The 15,844-nt window shown below is 70.0% G+C and carries 12 protein-coding genes; 6 read left to right on the forward strand and 6 right to left on the reverse strand.

All coding sequences use genetic code 11. The annotated features are described in order from the left end of the window. Positions 1-89: 89 nt before the first annotated feature. The 3 genes from ACFVVM_RS17565 (at position 90) to ACFVVM_RS17575 (ending at position 3,429) form a co-directional block, all read left to right on the forward strand. On the forward strand, positions 90-2,363 hold the full coding sequence (locus ACFVVM_RS17565; RefSeq protein ID WP_387618882.1) for a transglycosylase domain-containing protein: 2,274 nt from the start codon (positions 90-92) through the stop codon (positions 2,361-2,363). A gap of 172 nt (positions 2,364-2,535) precedes the next feature. Further along, positions 2,536-2,994 carry a GyrI-like domain-containing protein gene (locus ACFVVM_RS17570; protein WP_387618885.1) on the forward strand — a complete coding sequence of 153 codons (459 nt, stop codon included), beginning with the start codon at positions 2,536-2,538 and terminating at the stop codon, positions 2,992-2,994. Positions 2,995-2,997: 3 nt separating this feature from the next. Continuing rightward, a complete protein-coding gene (locus ACFVVM_RS17575; protein WP_387618888.1) occupies positions 2,998-3,429 on the forward strand; it encodes a GyrI-like domain-containing protein in 432 nt (143 codons plus the stop codon). A 62-nt stretch (positions 3,430-3,491) separates the two neighbouring features. Here ACFVVM_RS17575 and ACFVVM_RS17580 read toward each other — a convergent pair whose 3' ends face one another. The 4 genes from ACFVVM_RS17580 to ACFVVM_RS17595 form a co-directional block, all read right to left on the reverse strand. Then, positions 3,492-4,601, reverse strand: coding sequence for an inositol-3-phosphate synthase (locus ACFVVM_RS17580; RefSeq protein ID WP_387618891.1), 1,110 nt, complete (start codon positions 4,599-4,601; stop codon positions 3,492-3,494). Then, positions 4,594-5,151, reverse strand: a complete 558-nt coding sequence (locus tag ACFVVM_RS17585) for a PadR family transcriptional regulator (protein ID WP_071930941.1) — start codon at positions 5,149-5,151, stop codon at positions 4,594-4,596. The genes ACFVVM_RS17580 and ACFVVM_RS17585 overlap by 8 nt, the downstream gene beginning before the upstream one ends. Positions 5,152-5,295: 144 nt before the next feature. After that, a complete protein-coding gene (locus ACFVVM_RS17590) occupies positions 5,296-6,090 on the reverse strand; it encodes a DUF1707 domain-containing protein (protein WP_387618895.1) in 795 nt (264 codons plus the stop codon). A 7-nt stretch (positions 6,091-6,097) separates the two neighbouring features. Next, positions 6,098-7,171, reverse strand: coding sequence for a DUF1707 domain-containing protein (locus ACFVVM_RS17595; protein ID WP_387618897.1), 1,074 nt, complete (start codon positions 7,169-7,171; stop codon positions 6,098-6,100). Between the two features lie 123 nt (positions 7,172-7,294). On the opposite strand from ACFVVM_RS17595, the gene ACFVVM_RS17600 reads away from it, so the two are divergent. From ACFVVM_RS17600 to ACFVVM_RS17610, 3 genes are all read left to right on the forward strand, one after another. Continuing rightward, the gene (locus tag ACFVVM_RS17600) at positions 7,295-7,714 is read left to right on the forward strand and encodes a DUF5318 domain-containing protein (RefSeq protein ID WP_387618900.1); all 420 of its coding nucleotides are present in this window, start codon (positions 7,295-7,297) and stop codon (positions 7,712-7,714) included. A gap of 803 nt (positions 7,715-8,517) precedes the next feature. Continuing rightward, the gene (locus tag ACFVVM_RS17605; RefSeq protein ID WP_387619278.1) at positions 8,518-10,737 is read left to right on the forward strand and encodes a transglycosylase domain-containing protein; all 2,220 of its coding nucleotides are present in this window, start codon (positions 8,518-8,520) and stop codon (positions 10,735-10,737) included. Positions 10,738-10,818: 81 nt separating this feature from the next. After that, positions 10,819-12,525: a glycosyltransferase family 87 protein gene (locus tag ACFVVM_RS17610; protein WP_387619281.1), complete on the forward strand. Its 1,707-nt coding sequence runs from the start codon at positions 10,819-10,821 to the stop codon at positions 12,523-12,525. Positions 12,526-12,632: 107 nt separating this feature from the next. On the opposite strand, the gene ACFVVM_RS17615 is transcribed toward ACFVVM_RS17610, so the two are convergent. Further along, positions 12,633-14,330 (reverse strand): TerD family protein, encoded by a 1,698-nt coding sequence (locus ACFVVM_RS17615; RefSeq protein WP_387618903.1) that lies wholly within the window; start codon positions 14,328-14,330, stop codon positions 12,633-12,635. Between the two features lie 27 nt (positions 14,331-14,357). Next, positions 14,358-15,752, reverse strand: coding sequence for a TerD family protein (locus tag ACFVVM_RS17620; protein ID WP_387618906.1), 1,395 nt, complete (start codon positions 15,750-15,752; stop codon positions 14,358-14,360). Between the last annotated feature and the right edge of the window lie 92 nt (positions 15,753-15,844).

Below are 15,844 nucleotides of genomic sequence, written 5' to 3' on the forward strand. Positions count from 1 at the left end.
CGCTTCCGGGGTTCGGTGACCCGCGCCGGGTAGAGTCACCCGCATCGATAGGTCGGTGCAGGTGAGTTCTTCCATCGCTCCGGAAGGAGATGGTCGTGGCCTCCGAGGGCGGACGCGGGCGCTCCGATGACGATCCGCCCTACACCTCGATCGCCGGGTTCCGTGACCCGCTCGGACGCGATCAGCCGCCCCGCAAAGGCGCGGCGCGCCGCGCCCAGGCCGCCCGGCTGGCCGAGGGCACGGAGCCGGACGAGCCCCGGCCACGGCGCCGGCGCACCAGGGGACAGCGGATCCGGCGCCTGCTGCTGAGCCTGTTCGTCATCTTCTTCTGTGTGCCCACGCTGCTGTTCGCCGCGGTGTACTGGAGTTCGGAGATTCCCGAGCCCGCCGAGGTCGCGGTCGAGCAGCCCGCCACCGTGCTGGCCGCCGACGGCACCACCGTGCTGACGAAAGTCATTCCCCCGCAGGGCAATCGGATTCCGATCCCGCTCAGTGACGTGCCCTTCCAGGTCCGTGACGCGGTGCTCTCGGCCGAGGACCGCAATTTCTACACCAACCCCGGCTATTCGACGAGCGGGTTCCTGCGGGCCGCGCGGGACAATCTGGCGGGCCACGACAACGCGGGCGGCGGGTCGACGATCACCCAGCAGTACGTGAAGAACGCCTTCCTCAGCTCCGAACGCACCGTCACCCGCAAGATGCGCGAGCTGATCATCGCGGCGAAGATGGCGCGGCAGTGGAGCAAGGACGAGATCCTGGCCGCCTACCTCAACACCATCTACTTCGGCCGCGGCGCCTACGGGATCGCCGCCGCCGCGAAGGCCTACTTCGACAAGCCGGTGCCGGAGCTGAGCCTGGCCGAGGGCGCGGTGCTGGCCGCGGTGATCCGCTCCCCCTCGGTCCTCGACCCCGAGACCCACTTCGATCAGTTGCGGGCCCGCTGGCAGTACGTGATCGACGGCATGGTCGAGATGAACGTGCTCGCGCCCGGCGACCGCGACGCGACGGAGTTCCCGCCGATCATCCCGCTCGTCGACGTCCCGGCGGCGGAGACGGTGCTCGGCCCGGAAGGCCACATCCGCACCCAGGTGCTGCGCGAGCTGCGCGCCGCCGGGCTCACCGATGCCGACATCAACACCGGCGCACTGCAGATCACCACCACCATCGACGCCGCCGCGCAGGCGGGCGCGGTCGACACCGTGCGCGAACGACTGGCCTGGCAGCCCGAGGAACTGCGCTCGGCGGTGGTCTCGATCGATCCGCGCAGTGGTGCGGTGCGTGCCTACTACGGCGGCGAGGACGGCGCCGGTTTCGATTTCGCGCAGGCCCCGCTGCAGACCGGTTCCTCGTTCAAGGTGTTCGCGCTCGTCGCCGCGCAGCAGCAGGGCATTCCGGTGACCCGGTCGATCGACAGCTCGCCCATCTCCGATCGCGGGACCACGATCACCAACGTGGACAACGATTCCTGCGGGCAGTGTCCGCTCACCGAGGCGCTCAAGCGCTCGCTGAACACCAGCTTCTACCGGCTCACCATGACGATGGCCGACGGCCCGCGCTCGATCGCCGCGGCCGCGCACCTGGCCGGGATCCCCGAGTACATCCCCGGCGTGGACGGGGTCTCGCTGACCGAGGCGGGCGGACCGCCGCTGAACGGGATCGTGCTCGGGCAGTACCTGGTTCGGCCCATCGACATGGCGTCGGCGTACGCGACCCTGGCCGCCTCGGGGGTCTATCACCCGCCCTATTTCGTCCAGCGGGTGACCACCGGTGACGGCCGGGTACTGCTCGATCGGGATGCGGAAAACCGCGTGGGCAAGCGACTCTCGGAACCCGAGCAGCGGATCACCGCCGCCATCGCCGACGCGACGACGCAGGCGATGATGCCGATCGCCAACTACTCCAACGGGCACGGGCTGGCCGAGGGCAGGCCGTCGGCGGCCAAGACCGGCACCACTCAGCTCGGCGAGTCCAAGGACACCAAGGACGCCTGGATGATCGGCTACACGCCCGCGCTGTCGACGGCGGTGTGGGTCGGCACCGAGCAGTCACAGCCGCTGCGCAGTGGGCGGGGCGGGGCGATCTACGGGTCGGGGCTGCCCGCCGACATCTGGAAGCAGGTCATGGACACCGCGCTGGCGGGCACGCCCGTCGAGCAGTTCGCCGCGCCGCCGCTGCCGAGCGGTGGCGGCTGGACCGCGCCCGCACCCGTCCCGCCGCCGCCGGGCAACAGTGGCTTCGACATTCTCAATCCGCCGACCAACGCCCCGCGGAATCCGCCGCCGGTGATCATCATTCCGCCCGCGACGCAGGCCCCTGAACAGGGCGAATGGTTCCCCGGGATCGGTGGGGAAGGGCCACGATAGATCACGGATTGGCCACCGTGACCCGGCACCTGCCCGGACATGGCAACATCGTTGGCCAGAGCGCGAACAGCCCGGCCAGGGGGTCGACGAGATCCCGACGCGGAACCTGTCAGATCGATGCGGGAAGATATGCGCTCGAGCGACGACGAGACTAGACATAGGGGCTACGCAGGTGGAATTCGATGTCGTTGACCGTCCCGAGACGCTGATCGCGGGCACGGTGCTCCGCAGCCCGGCGCTCGCTGTCGAGGGGCCGCGCCGCGCCAAGGTGGTGGAGGCGTGGCAGCACCTGCGGGCCAGGTCGTTACCCGGGCGCGCCGCGACGGGATACGTCGATTTCGCGCCGGAGATCAACTCCTACCTGACCCATATCGCCGGCTACGAGTGCAAGACGCTGTCCGATCTGCAGGTGGGTGACGTGCTGGCCAGGATCCCGGCAGGCCGCTACGCCAAATTCGTCGCCAGCGGTGACGATCTCGGCGACACCGTCGTCGCCCTGTGGCGCCAGATCTGGGATGCCGAGGCCGCCGGTGAGTTCGTGCGCGCCTACACCGGCGACTGCGAGGAGTACCCCGACGCGGGCACCGTCGCGATCTTCGTCTCCGTGACCGACGAGAAGGGCGGCGAATAGGCCATGTCCGTGGATTTCGAGATCGTCACCCTCGACGACGGCCTGATCGCGGGCCTGACCGTGCCATTGGCCGGACGTGAAGTGACCGCGCGCGACCTGGACCTGGTCAACTTCACCTGGGACCGCTACCTGTCCCGGGAGAAGCCGGTCCCCCGCGCCGCGGCCTACATCGGCCAGAACGACCACGCCGTCGCCGTTCTCGGCTACGAGGTCGCCGAGCTGGACGACATCGACGAGGGCGACGTCCTCACCCGTATCCCCGCGGGCCGCTACGCCAAGTTCGTGGTCTCCGACAAGCCCTACGACCTGCTGCGCACCGCCTGGGCCCAGGTCGTCAAGGCCGAGAGCGCGGGCACCATAACCCGCTCCCACACAGCGGAATTGGAGCGCTACACCGGCCCGACCAGCGTCGAGGTGTACGTCTCCCTCGACTGAGAATGCACAAAAAGAGCCGGTGGGCGCGAAAGTTCGCGCCCACCGGCTCTTTTCGTACGTTCCTACTCGGCGCCGATGATGAACGCCTCGAGCTGGGTACGCGCGACGTCGTCGGCGATCTGCTCCGGCGGGGACTTCATCAGGTAGGCCGAGGCCGGGATGACCGGTCCGCCGATGCCGCGGTCCTTGGCGATCTTGGCCGCGCGCACCGCGTCGATGATGATGCCCGCCGAGTTCGGCGAGTCCCACACCTCGAGCTTGTACTCCAGGTTCAGCGGGGCGTCACCGAAGGCGCGACCCTCGAGGCGCACGTAGGCCCACTTGCGGTCGTCGAGCCACTCCACGTAGTCCGAGGGACCGATGTGGACGTTGCGGTCGTGCACCTTGCCCGCCAGCGAACCGGTCAGGTTCGAGGTGACGGCCTGGGTCTTGGAGACCTTCTTCGACTCCAGGCGCTCGCGCTCGAGCATGTTCTTGAAGTCCATGTTGCCGCCGACATTGAGCTGGTAGGTGCGGTCGAGCACCACGCCGCGGTCCTCGAACAGCTTGGCCATCACGCGGTGGGTGATGGTCGCGCCGACCTGGGACTTGATGTCGTCACCGACGATCGGGACACCGGCGTCGACGAACTTCTGCGCCCAGACCGGGTCGGAGGCGATGAAGACCGGCAGCGCGTTGACGAACGCCACGTTCGCGTCGATGGCGCACTGCGCGTAGAACTTGTCGGCCTCTTCCGAACCGACGGGCAGGTACGAGACCAGCACGTCGACCTTGGCGTCCTTCAGTGCCTTGACGACGTCCACGGCCGGAGCCTCGGACTGCTCGATGGTCTGGGCGTAGTACTTGCCGATGCCGTCGAGAGTCGGGCCACGCAGCACCGTGATATCGGTGGGCGGCACATCGGAGATCTTGATGGTGTTGTTCTCGCTGGCGAAGATCGCCTCGGCCAGGTCGAAGCCGACCTTCTTGGCGTCGACGTCGAAGGCGGCCACGAACTTCACGTCCTTGACGTGATAGGGACCGAACTTGACGTGCATGAGGCCGGGAACGGTCGAGTTCTCGTCGGCATCCTTGTAGTACTGCACGCCTTGCACCAGCGACGATGCGCAGTTGCCCACACCGACGATCGCGACGCGAACTTCGCCGGACCCAACCTTGTTGACATCACTCATGGCCGCTCTTTCCCTCTTTCTGTGGTGCCGCCTTCGTCGATTGCTCCGCCGCAATCAACTCGTTGAGCCAGCGCACTTCGCGCTCGCTTGATTCCAGTCCGAGCTGGTGGAGCTGGCGGGTGTAGCGATCCAGCGAGCCGCTGGCCTTCTTGATCGCTTCCCGCAGACCCTCTCGGCGCTCCTCGACCTGGCGTCGCCTGCCCTCCAGGATCCGCATCCTCGCCTCGGCGGGAGTGCGGCTGAAGAAGGCCAGGTGAACGCCGAAGCCGTCATCGGTGTAGTTCTGCGGACCGGTGTCGGCGAGGAGTTCGTTGAACCGTTCCCGCCCGACCGGCGTGAGCCGGTAGACGCGACGCGCACGGCGCGCGATCGCGCCCTCCGGCAGCTCCTCGGCGATCAACCCGTCGGCCTGCATCCTGCGCAGCGTCGGGTAGAGCGAACCGTAGGAGAAGGCCCGGAACGCTCCGAGCAGGCCCGTCAACCGCTTGCGCAGTTCGTAGCCGTGCATGGGCGCGTCGAGGAGCAGGCCGAGAATCGCCAATTCGAGCACTGCGCGACCTCACTCCCTGACTATGTCGGCCTGACAGACCGAACGGACCTAACCGTGGATGCGAGTTCCAACTATATCGGAGCGATACATCTGCGCATAGTTCGATGACGCAGATCACTGTTTGCGCAGGTGGCGAACGGCCGGTCAGCGGGCGGGGTGGACCGCGAGGGGTTCACCGTCGAGGGCGATCGTGAAATGGCCGGTCTGCTCGGCCTCGTTCTTGACGTGGATGCCGATCTCGGGCCACGGATCCTTCTGACCCGAGGAGAAGCGGATGGTCACCAGCGTCACCCGGCCGTCGGGTATCCGGACCGTCTCCGGCGCACCGGCGACGATGCGGGCGAAGCGCTCGACGTCCACCTCGGCCAGGTCGAAGGAGGGCGTACCGGGCGGCCGCCTGTCCTGCGGGCCCCAGGTCTCGAACTTCCCGCCGCGATAGCCCCAGCGGTCCGCCTTGCCCGGCTGCCCCGAATCCCGGGAGACCCGGACAGAGTCCGGATACACCGTGGCGTCGTCGGCCACCATCGAACCGAATTCCGCCTGGTAGGCGGCGAGGAAATACGCGAAGCCGGTGCCGGTGGTCAGGTCGGGCACCGACTCGCCGGCGACCACGTCACCGGCGGTGCGCCCGATCAGCCCGGCCAGCGCGCCGAGCAGCGCCGCACCGGCCACCGCGCCGACGGGGATCCACCAGCGCCGTGGCGCGCGCGGAATGCCGCGGGCGACCGGGGTGGCGGCGAGGTCGGCGGGGACCTGCAGGTCGTCGACGAGGCGGTCGAGCGCGCCGAAGGTTTCCGCGCGCATGGCGGTGGCGGTGCGGTTCTCGTGTTCGGCCGCGCTGAGCTGGCCGTCGGCGAGCGCGGCGTCGAGCAGGGCGCACACGTCGGTGCGGTCGGTGTCACGGGCGCGCAGGTTCTTGGCGGCGACGGGATTCTTCATTGCTCGGTCATTCTGTATAGGGAGAGCTGCGCACGATGTCGCCCGTCAGCGTGATGGTCAGGTGGCCGGAGTGACCGGCCTCGCTGCGGACGAAGATCATGATGGCGGGCTGCTCGGTCCGGCTGTCGGCATCGAACCGCAGGTGTGAGACCTGCCCGTCCGGTACCGCCAGGTCGGTCACGACGGTGGCCAGCACGGCACCGAGCGCGTCGGCGTCGACCTGGGACAGGTCGACCGGCGCCTCGTCGCGCTGCCGGGTGGAATAGCCGCCGGGCGAGCGGACGAAGCCGCCACGGTAGGTGTAGTCGTCGGTGCGGGCGGGATTGGCCGCCGAGATCCGCTGGACCGAGGCGTGCGTGTCGTGCAGCACCAGTTCGGCGACGACGGTGTCGCCGAACTTCGCGAGGTAGTCGTCGCGGACCTTCAGGAATCCGGCGAGGGTGGCGGGTGAAGGGGTCGGCAGGACCAGCGGCGGGGCGGCGTCGTAGTCGATCGCGGCGACTTCGACCGGCGGCGGTGGCGGTTCGTCGGCGCGCACGGTCCAGACGAAGCAGGCCACCGCGACGACCGCGGCGGCCAGGACGGTCGCGATCCGGGACAGGTCACGGGTTCTCGGCTTCGTCGGTGCGGCCGGACGCTGCTGCAACTCGGTGACCAGGGTGGCCAGCTCGCCCAGAGTCCTTGCCCCATCGGCCAATTTGACCGCGGCACGGTGTTCGCTCGCGTCGAGCTGGCCGTCGGCCCGGGCAGCGTCGAGTACCTCGCGGGTGGCGGCGCGGTCGGCGGTCCGCGCACGGGTTCTGGCCGGGTATTCGTCGAAATGCCTGCGGCCCAACCGCTTGGGCGCGACGGCGGGCGGAGCACCGAATACCGCGGGTGACTGCAGGTCGGCGGTGAGTCCGCCGAGGTCGCCGAGCGTCCGCGCGGACGCGGCCCGGCGCACCCGGTCGTGGTACTCGTGCGCACTCAGCTGACCCTCCGCGTAGGCGGCGTCAAGAACGCTCGACACCTGCGCGCGATCGATATCACGCGCCCTCGTCACGGATTCCGGTCCGCGCGCGGACCGCCCGGAATCAGCCATCACCTTCGTTCGCCTAACCTGCGCAAATGTCCGGGACGACCCCGGTATCGGGAGTTTACGATGTGACCGCGGAACTCGCGGTGCCCACAACGCCACGAATCAAACCCCGCTACTCTGGTGATCGTGCGAATTCAGCGGCAGGTGGTCGACTATGCGCTCCGGCGCAGGTCGCTGCTGGCCGATGTCTACGCGGGCCGGGTGGGGGTGGCCGAGGTGTGCGATGCGAATCCGTATCTGCTCAGGGCCGCGAAGTTCCATGGTCGGGGCAGCGAGGTCACCTGCCCGATCTGCCGGAAAGAGCAGCTGACCTTGGTTTCCTGGGTGTACGGCGACGGGCTCGGCCAGGCGGCCGGGTCGGCGCGGACACCGGAGGAACTGATCCGGATGGCAGAGTCGAACGAGGAGTTCTCGGTGCACGTCGTCGAGGTGTGCCGCTCGTGCAGCTGGAACCATCTGGTGCAGTCGTATGTGCTCGGTTCGGCGCCGGCGCCCGCCCGTCGCCGATCCGGTCCGAGAGCCGGGCGGCGATCCGCTGCCGAGTGATGGGGGCCGCGCAGTGATGGTGGCCACCGCTTGATGCGCCGCTGTTCGGGGTGCAAGGTATCCGCGCCGGTCCACCGGCGCGGATGTCGTGTGTCGGTTGAACCTTACGAGTTATGGAGATCTGGTCAGTGAGTTCGCCCTACGAGTCCTCCCCCTTCGGCGATGATCCGCATGGCGGCCGTCCAGCTCGGGGTGCCAACCCCGGTGTTCCTCCACAGTCGGGTGATCGGCCCGCCGGCCCGCCGCCGCGCCGGCCGGGTCCGCCCCCGCAGCGTCCCGGTGGGCCCGCGCAGGGCGGTCCGCCGCCCGGTGGGCGCGGCCCGGCGCCCGGTCAGGGCAGGCCGCCGCAGGGTGGACCGCCGCCCAATCGTCAGCAGGGACCGCCGCCGGGTGGCGCGCCGCGCCGTCCCGGTCCGCCCCCGCAGCGCCCCGGTGGGCCGCAGGGCGGACCGCCGCCCGGTCAGGGCAGGCCGCCGCAGGGCAGGCCCGGTCAGCCCGGTCGCCCCGGGGTGCCCGCCGCCGGTGCCACCCAGAAGCTGCCGCGTCCCGGTGGCCCCGAGGAGCCGACCGTGCGTTCGGGTCAGCCCGACGCCGCCCGCACCGTGCGCGGTGCCAACGATGATGTGACCCGCCGCGCCGGCGCCGGCGCGGCCGCCGCGCGTCCCGGCGCGGGCAGGCGTCCCGGTGGCCCGACCACCGGTGAACGCCGGGCCACCGGCTCCGGTGGTACCCCGCCGCCGACCGGTCCGCGCAGCCGCCGCGATGGTGGCGGGGGCGACGACGGCTCCGGTAATGGTGAAACGGTGAAGAAGAAATCGCCGTGGCGGATCGTGCGCCGCACGCTGTATGTCCTGGTCGCCCTGGCCATCGTCGTACCGAGCACGGTTTTCCTGGTCGCCTACACGGCGGTGTCGGTGCCCAAGCCCGGCGATCTGGAGACCAATCAGGTCGCGACGATCTTCGCCGCCGACGGCGAGACCGTGCTGAGCAAGGTGGTGCCGCCGGAGGGCAACCGCACCGAGGTCTCGATCGACCAGATCCCGCCGCACGCGCGTAACGCCGTGATCGCCGCCGAGGACCGCGACTTCTACACCAACCCCGGCTTCTCGGTCTCGGGCTTCGCCCGCGCCGCCCGCGACAACATCATGGGCAAGGAGAGCGCCGGTGGTGGTTCCACGATCACCCAGCAGTACGTGAAGAACGCGCTGGTCGGTGACGAGCGGTCGATGACACGCAAGATGCACGAGCTGGTGATCTCGGCGAAGATGGCCAGCGAGTGGAGCAAGGAAGACATCCTCGCCGCCTACCTCAACACCATCTACTTCGGTCGTGGCGCCTACGGCATCGATGCCGCCGCGAAGGCGTACTTCGGCAAGCCCGTCCAGGAACTGACCGTCGCCGAGGGCGCGGTGCTCGCCGCGACCATTCAGCTGCCCTCGCTGCTCGATCCGGAGCAGAACCCCGACGGCGCGCGCTCGCGCTGGAACTACGTGCTCGACGGCATGGTCGCCGGCAACAACCTGCCCGCGGCCGACCGTCAGTCGATGGAGTACCCGGCGGTCGTGCCACTGGCCTCGCTGGGCGACAAGAGCCTCGACTCCGGGCCCGAGGGCCTGGTGAAGAACCAGGTGCTCAGGGAGCTGTCCGCGGCCGGGATCAGCGAGCAGCAGCTCAACACCGAGGGCCTGCAGATCACCACGACGATCGACCCCAAGGTGCAGGAAGCCGCGGTGAACGCCGCGCAGAAGAACCTGCAGGGCGAACCGGAGAACCTGCGGACCGCGGTGGTCTCGATCGACCCGCGCTCCGGCGCGGTGCTCGGCTACTACGGCGGTGAGGACGGCCAGGGCTTCGACTTCGCCAACGCGGGTCTGCCCACCGGCTCCTCGTTCAAGTCGATCGGCCTGGCCGCCAACCTCGAACAGGGCATCCCCCTCTCGCAGCTCTACGACAGCTCGCCGATCACCGTCAACGGCATCCAGATCGGCAATGTCGAGGGTGAGTCGTGCGGGATGTGCACCATCGCCGAGGCACTCAAGCGCTCGTTGAACACCAGCTTCTACCGCATGCAGCTGGACATGAACGGCGGTCCGCAGAAGATCGCCGACATGGGCCACAAGCTGGGCATTCCCGAGGAGCTGCCCGGCATCGGCAAGACGCTGACCGAACCGGATGGCAACGGCCCCAACAACGGCATCGTGCTCGGCCAGTACCAGTCCCGGCCGCTGGACATGGCCTCGGCGTACGCGACCCTGGCCGCCTCCGGCGTCTACCACGCACCGCACTTCATCTCGCGGGTCGTCACCGCCGACGGTCAGGTACTGCTCGATCGCGGCGAACCGGCCGGTGAGCAGCGGGTCAGCGCGGCCGTGGCCGACAATGTCACCGCGGCGATGAAGCCGATCGCGGCCTACTCGCGCAACCACAATCTGGCCGGTGGCCGCGAGTCGGCGGCCAAGACCGGCACCCACCAGCTCGGCGACACCGGCAGCAACCGCGACGCCTGGATGGTCGGTTACACCCCGTCGCTGTCGACGGCGGTGTGGGTCGGCACCGAGCAGGGCGAACCGCTGCGCAACTACGGTGGCGGCAGCATCTACGGTTCCGGCCTGCCCTCCGACATCTGGAAGTCCACGATGGACGCCGCGCTGTCGGGCACGTCGAACGAGTCGTTCCCCAAGCCCGCGCCGATCAAGGGCCAGGCGGGCGTGCCGGAATGGTCGGCCCCGTTCACCGCGCCCTCGACCACCGAGCAGACCTTCGCGCCGCCGGTGATCGTGCCCTCGCAGGTGGAGATCCTGCCCGGCATCCGGATTCCGGTGCCGGGAGTGCAGCAGCCCGCGGTGCCGCAGCGCGCGCCGCAGGCGCCGGAGCCCACAACCGGACCGCTGCCCGGCCAGCCGGTGGCACCCGCCGACGGTTCCCCGCCGACCACCGGCAACGGCGGTGTCACCGGCAACGGGGGAACCGAGGACGACGAGAGCGACACAGGCGGGGGAACCGCGCCGACCGGAACCCGGTAGCCACCGGTAGCCTCGGATGTCGTGACCGATCAGCAACTCGCGGACCAACCGGCGTCGAGTGGTACCCGGCCGGGCCGCGCGGTGCAGTACGTCGCGCCCGCCCAGCTCGCCCCCGACCTGCGCTCGATCGACGCGCGCGACCGGCCCAGCCGCAACGATTCGCTGACCACGCAGCTGTCCACCGTGGTCGGCGGCCCGGTCGGCGATCACGCGCTGATCGGGCGGGTGCGGTTCTGGACCCCGCTGCGGGTGCTGTTCGCCTTCACGGTGATCTTCTTGGCGCTGGGCTGGTCGACCAAGGCCGCCTGCATCCAGCAGACCGACGACGGCGCGGGCGGGCTGACGCTGGACTGGACCAACGGCCGCCAGTACGTGGCCATGTGCTACTCGGACACGGTCCCGCTCTACGGCGCCGAACGGCTCAACGAGGGCGCTTTCCCGTACAAGAAGCACTGGATCGAGTCGACGCCCGACGGCGGCACCGAGGTCAGGTACATGGAATACCCGGTGCTCTCGGGCCTGTACCAGTACGCGGCGATGCAGGTGGGCAATGTCTGGGATCACCTGCCGCTGCCCGGCGCGATGTCGGTGGTGGTGTACTTCAACGTCGTCGCGCTCGGTCTCGCGGTGGGCTGGCTGATCACCGTGTGGGCCTCGTCGCGACTAGCCGGGCGGCGGGTCTGGGATGCGGCTCTCATCGCGGTCTCGCCGCTGGTCATCGTGCACGCGTTCACCAATTTCGACGCCCTGGCAACGGCTTTCGCGGCCACCGGCCTGCTGGCCTGGGCCCGGCGCAGGCCCGTGCTCGCCGGGGTGCTGCTCGGGCTCGGCGGTGCGGCCAAGCTGTATCCGCTGCTGCTGCTCGGGCCGATCATCGTGCTGTGCCTGCGGGCCGATCCGATGCAGCGCCTGCCCGCCGCGCGCGCGGGCCTGCGGTTGCGCGACATCGACAGTGTCGCCGCGGTTCGCACCTATCTGCGCGAAACCCCCGCCAGGACTCACCTTTTCGCGCTGCGCCCGCTCGGCGCGGCCACGCTGACGACCGTCGCCGCGGCGGGCACCTGGGCGGTGGTGAATCTGCCGATCGCCGCGCTGTACCCGCAGGGTTGGCGGGAGTTCTTCCGGCTCAACACCACCCGGCACGCCGATCCGGATTCGATCTACAACGTGATCTCCTCGTTCACCGGCTGGGCCGGCTTCGACGGCCCGCTCGCGCACGGCGAACCGCCGACCATCCTGAACTCGGTCTCGCTGCTGCTGTTCCTGCTCGCCTGCGCCGGGATCGGCTATCTGGCGCTCACCGCGCCGCGACGCCCCCGGCTGACCCAGCTGTGCTTCCTCGTCGTCGCGGCGTTCCTGCTGACGAACAAGGTGTGGAGCCCGCAGTACTCGCTGTGGCTGGTGCCGCTCGCGGTGCTCGCCCTGCCACATCGGCGAATCCTGTTGGCCTGGATGACGATCGACGCACTCGTCTGGGTGCCCCGGATGTACTACTACCTCGGCGAGGACAACAAGGGCGTGCCCGAGCAGTGGTTCACCGGCACCGTGGTGCTGCGCGACCTCGCTGTGATCGGCCTGTGCGCGCTGATCGTCTACCAGATCCTGCGCCCGCAGGACGACCTGGTCCGCCGCGATTTCGTCGACGACCCGGCGGGCGGCGTCCTCGATCGAGCACCCGATCCCCTGCTGCCGTGGCTCCCGGAATTCCTGCGCCCCCGCCTCTCCCGCGCCGACGCATTCGCCCGGCGACGCGCTCCCGACCGGAAGACCTCCCTGACCCACACCTAGCCACCGCGCCCCGGTGCTGGACGGCTGATCACCACGCTCTCAGGTAAGCACCGGCCGAGAAGCGCCCGCCACCAGAGCGTGGTGATCGACCGTCCAGATCGGGTGGGTTACTGCGTGCGGAGGTAGCGGGCCTGGAGTTCGGGTTCGGCGGGGAGCATGTCGAGGTCGAGTTCCCAGGCGTTGCCGGTCCACGGGTCGAAGAGGGGAGTGCCCGGCAGAGTGGGCAGGTGGCGGCAGGACTGGGCGAGCAGGGCCAGGGGGCCGTCGGCGAATTCGGTGGTGCCGCTGCCGACGATGATCAGCGACAGGCCGATCAGGTCGCCGCGCACCATGAGCTGGCCGAGGCGGACCACGTCCTCGGTCTGGTAGCCGTGCGGGAAGTCGGCGGCGACGAGGATGCGGTGCTCGGTGGGCGGGACGGCTTGCCCACTCTGATAAGCGATTTCGGCGAGTTCGGCCGCGGTGGCGAGCTCGCGCAGGCGCGCCGAGATGTCGCCGTGGTCGGTGATCACCGGGCCTGCCAGCAGCGGTGCGAGGGGGGTGGCGAGTCCGCGCAGGCCCGCGGTGAGGTCGATCAGGTCCACCCGGATCGGCTTGTCCGGCAGGGCGGCTACGAGCCGGGCCAGCAGGGCGCCGACGACGCGGGAGGCGGCGGCGGTGGACTCGGTGTCGACCCACAGCGGCCGATTCAACGGCACCGGAACGCAATACGGCACGCGCAACTCGCCGCGCTCGCTGGCGTAGAGCTCGCCGAGCCGGATGCCGTCGCTCGGTTCCGCACGCGTGGTCCAGGACGGAGCGAGCCAGGAGGCGAGCGCGGCGGGCATCACGGCGTCGGCCTCGGCGATCTCGCGACCGAGCTGATCGCTGTCGCGCCGGTGGTCGGCGTCGGCGATCCCGACCAGGTCGTCATGGCGACGCTGGGCGACGGTGCGAGCGGCATCGGCGGCGGGGGTATTCCGGGTCGCCGGATTCGAAACCGCCTCTGACAGTTCCTGATCCAGCCGGGTGGCGGCGTAATCGCGGGCGGAGAGCAGCGCGGCTGCCGAGCGAGCGGCGTCCTCGAAGATCATCCACATGCGCTGCAGGCCGTGCCCGACTTCGAGCGGGGCTCCTGGCGCGGGCGGGACCTGGCCGAACGCCTCGGTCGGCGCGCCGGATTGAGTCGGTCCACCGGGATAGCTCGACGCACCGAACTGAGTCGGGGCGCCAGACTGGGTTGGCCCACCGGACTGTCCGCCGGGGTATCCCGGATAAGTAGGGGTGCCGTGGGTCGGGGCATCGGGAGCCGAGGGGTGTGAGCCGTGGGTAGGCGCACCGGCGTGTGTCGGCGGGCCGGGGTGGGTCGACGCGGGGACGCCGTGTGCGGTCAGCAGTTGCGCCGAACCGCCGGCGTATCCCTGGCCGAGTGCGCGAAGTTTCCAGGCACCGCCGCGGCGGTAGACCTCGAGGCAGATCAGCGCGCTCTCGCCCGCGGTCGGCGAGATGACGAATTCCGCGGTGACACTGCCGTTCTCGAACAGGGCCGCCGTGACACTTCCGAGCACGTGACCGGCCGCGACGTACAGCAGCACCGCACCGGCATCCGAACGCACCTGCGGCAGAGCGAGTTCCACCGCGCCGCCGATGACGCTCACCCCGGGGGCCGAGGGCCGCGACGCGCACACGTGGTCGTGCGCGTCGCGTACCCGCAGGTCCTCGCCGACCACGAGCGCGCCGAGTTCGACGGTGCCGGTGGTCTGCGCGGTGAAGCGCACGGCGTCGGCGGTGAGGGCGGTGTTCTGCCCCGCCTTCAGGTGAATCACGTTGTCTGCCCTGCTCTGTCGTGCGGCCTAGGTGTTGCCGAGGAAGCGGCCCAGCTGCGGGACGGCCTCGCCGGGGTGCTTGGCCTGGAAGCCCTCGCCGAGCGCCTGCATCTTCCAGTCGCCGCCGGCCCGGTACACCTTCGCCATCGCCATCGCGGTGAACGGCATGCCGCCCGCGAGGGTGTAGCGGGCGAGCTCACCGTTGGTGGTGCCGTCGATCAGGCGGCAGAACGCGTTCTGCACCTGTTCGAAGGTGTGGCCCTTGTAGGAGGTGACGATGAACAGCAGGGTGGAGATGTGGGCCGGGATCCGGGTCAGGTCGACCAGGATCGTCTCGTCGTCGCCGTCACCTTCCCCGGTCAGGTTGTCGCCCTGGTGGCGGATCGAGCCGTCCTTGGACGAGAGCTGGCCGTAGTAGGCCACGTCGACGAGGTTGTTGTCGGCGAACATGCAGACCGAGGCGTCGAGGTCGATGTCGACCGTGCGGTTGCCGAACATGCCACGCGCGCGGACCGGGTCCCAGCCCAGGCCCATCTTCACGAAGGTCAGCGCGGTGCCGCCGTCCTTGCGCAGGGTGACCCGCTGGCCCTTCTGCAGGCTGACCGGGCGATCCTTGCTCAGGCTGACCTCACCGGCCTGCTGCGGCGGCGCGGGCTGCGCGGGCGGCGGATAGCCGGGGCCGGGCGGCGGCGGGTAACCACCGGCGGGCGGCTGCGGGGCCGGACCGGGCCCGGGCGGCGGCGGATAGCCACCACCGGGCGGGGCGTAGGCGGGCGCGGGCTGCTGCGGGTAGTTCGGCGCCGACTGCTGGGGGTAGCTCGGCGCGGACTGCTGCGGGTACGCGGGCTGCGACGGCGGGGGCGGAGGCGGCGGCGGTGCCTGCTGCGGCGCGGCGGCGGGCGCGGCCTGGGCGGGCGAATCATCCACCTGCACACCGTGATCGGTGACGAGCGCGGCGAAACCACCGGCGTAGCCCTGACCGACGGCGCGCACCTTCCAGCTGCCCTGACGGCGGTACAGCTCGAGCGCGATCACGATCGACTCGGCATTGAGCCCCTCGATCTGATACGCGTACAGCTGATTCCCGGCCGCGTCGGAGACGATCGCGGTGGGCGGGGCGGACCGGCCGAAGTTGCTGTTCGCGTCGTCGAGGGTGATCACCGCGCGGATCTGGGCGATGTCGGCGGGCACGGCGGGCAGCGACACCGCCAGCGAGGCGGGCTGACCGGCCGGGCCCGGACGCAGGTCGACGCCCGGTCCGCTCGGCTGGTTGTAGAAGACGAAATCGGCGTCGGTGCGGACCTTGCCCTGCTCGGTCACGAGCAGTGCGGACAGGTCGGCCGGTGCCGTGAGCTGGAGCGAGATCACCACGTCAGTGACGGCCAGCGGACCGTTCTGGCCCTTGGCGAGTGTTGCAGACAAGTTCGACCCTTCGCTTGTCGGTGCGGTCGCCTGCCACTCTACGAGAAACCGGCCGGTGGCGTTCGCGCTCGGTGAGCCCCGCACCCGCGCCC

Origin of the sequence: Nocardia sp. NPDC058176 (assembly GCF_042883805.1) — a bacterium.
Lineage (GTDB): Bacteria > Actinomycetota > Actinomycetes > Mycobacteriales > Mycobacteriaceae > Nocardia.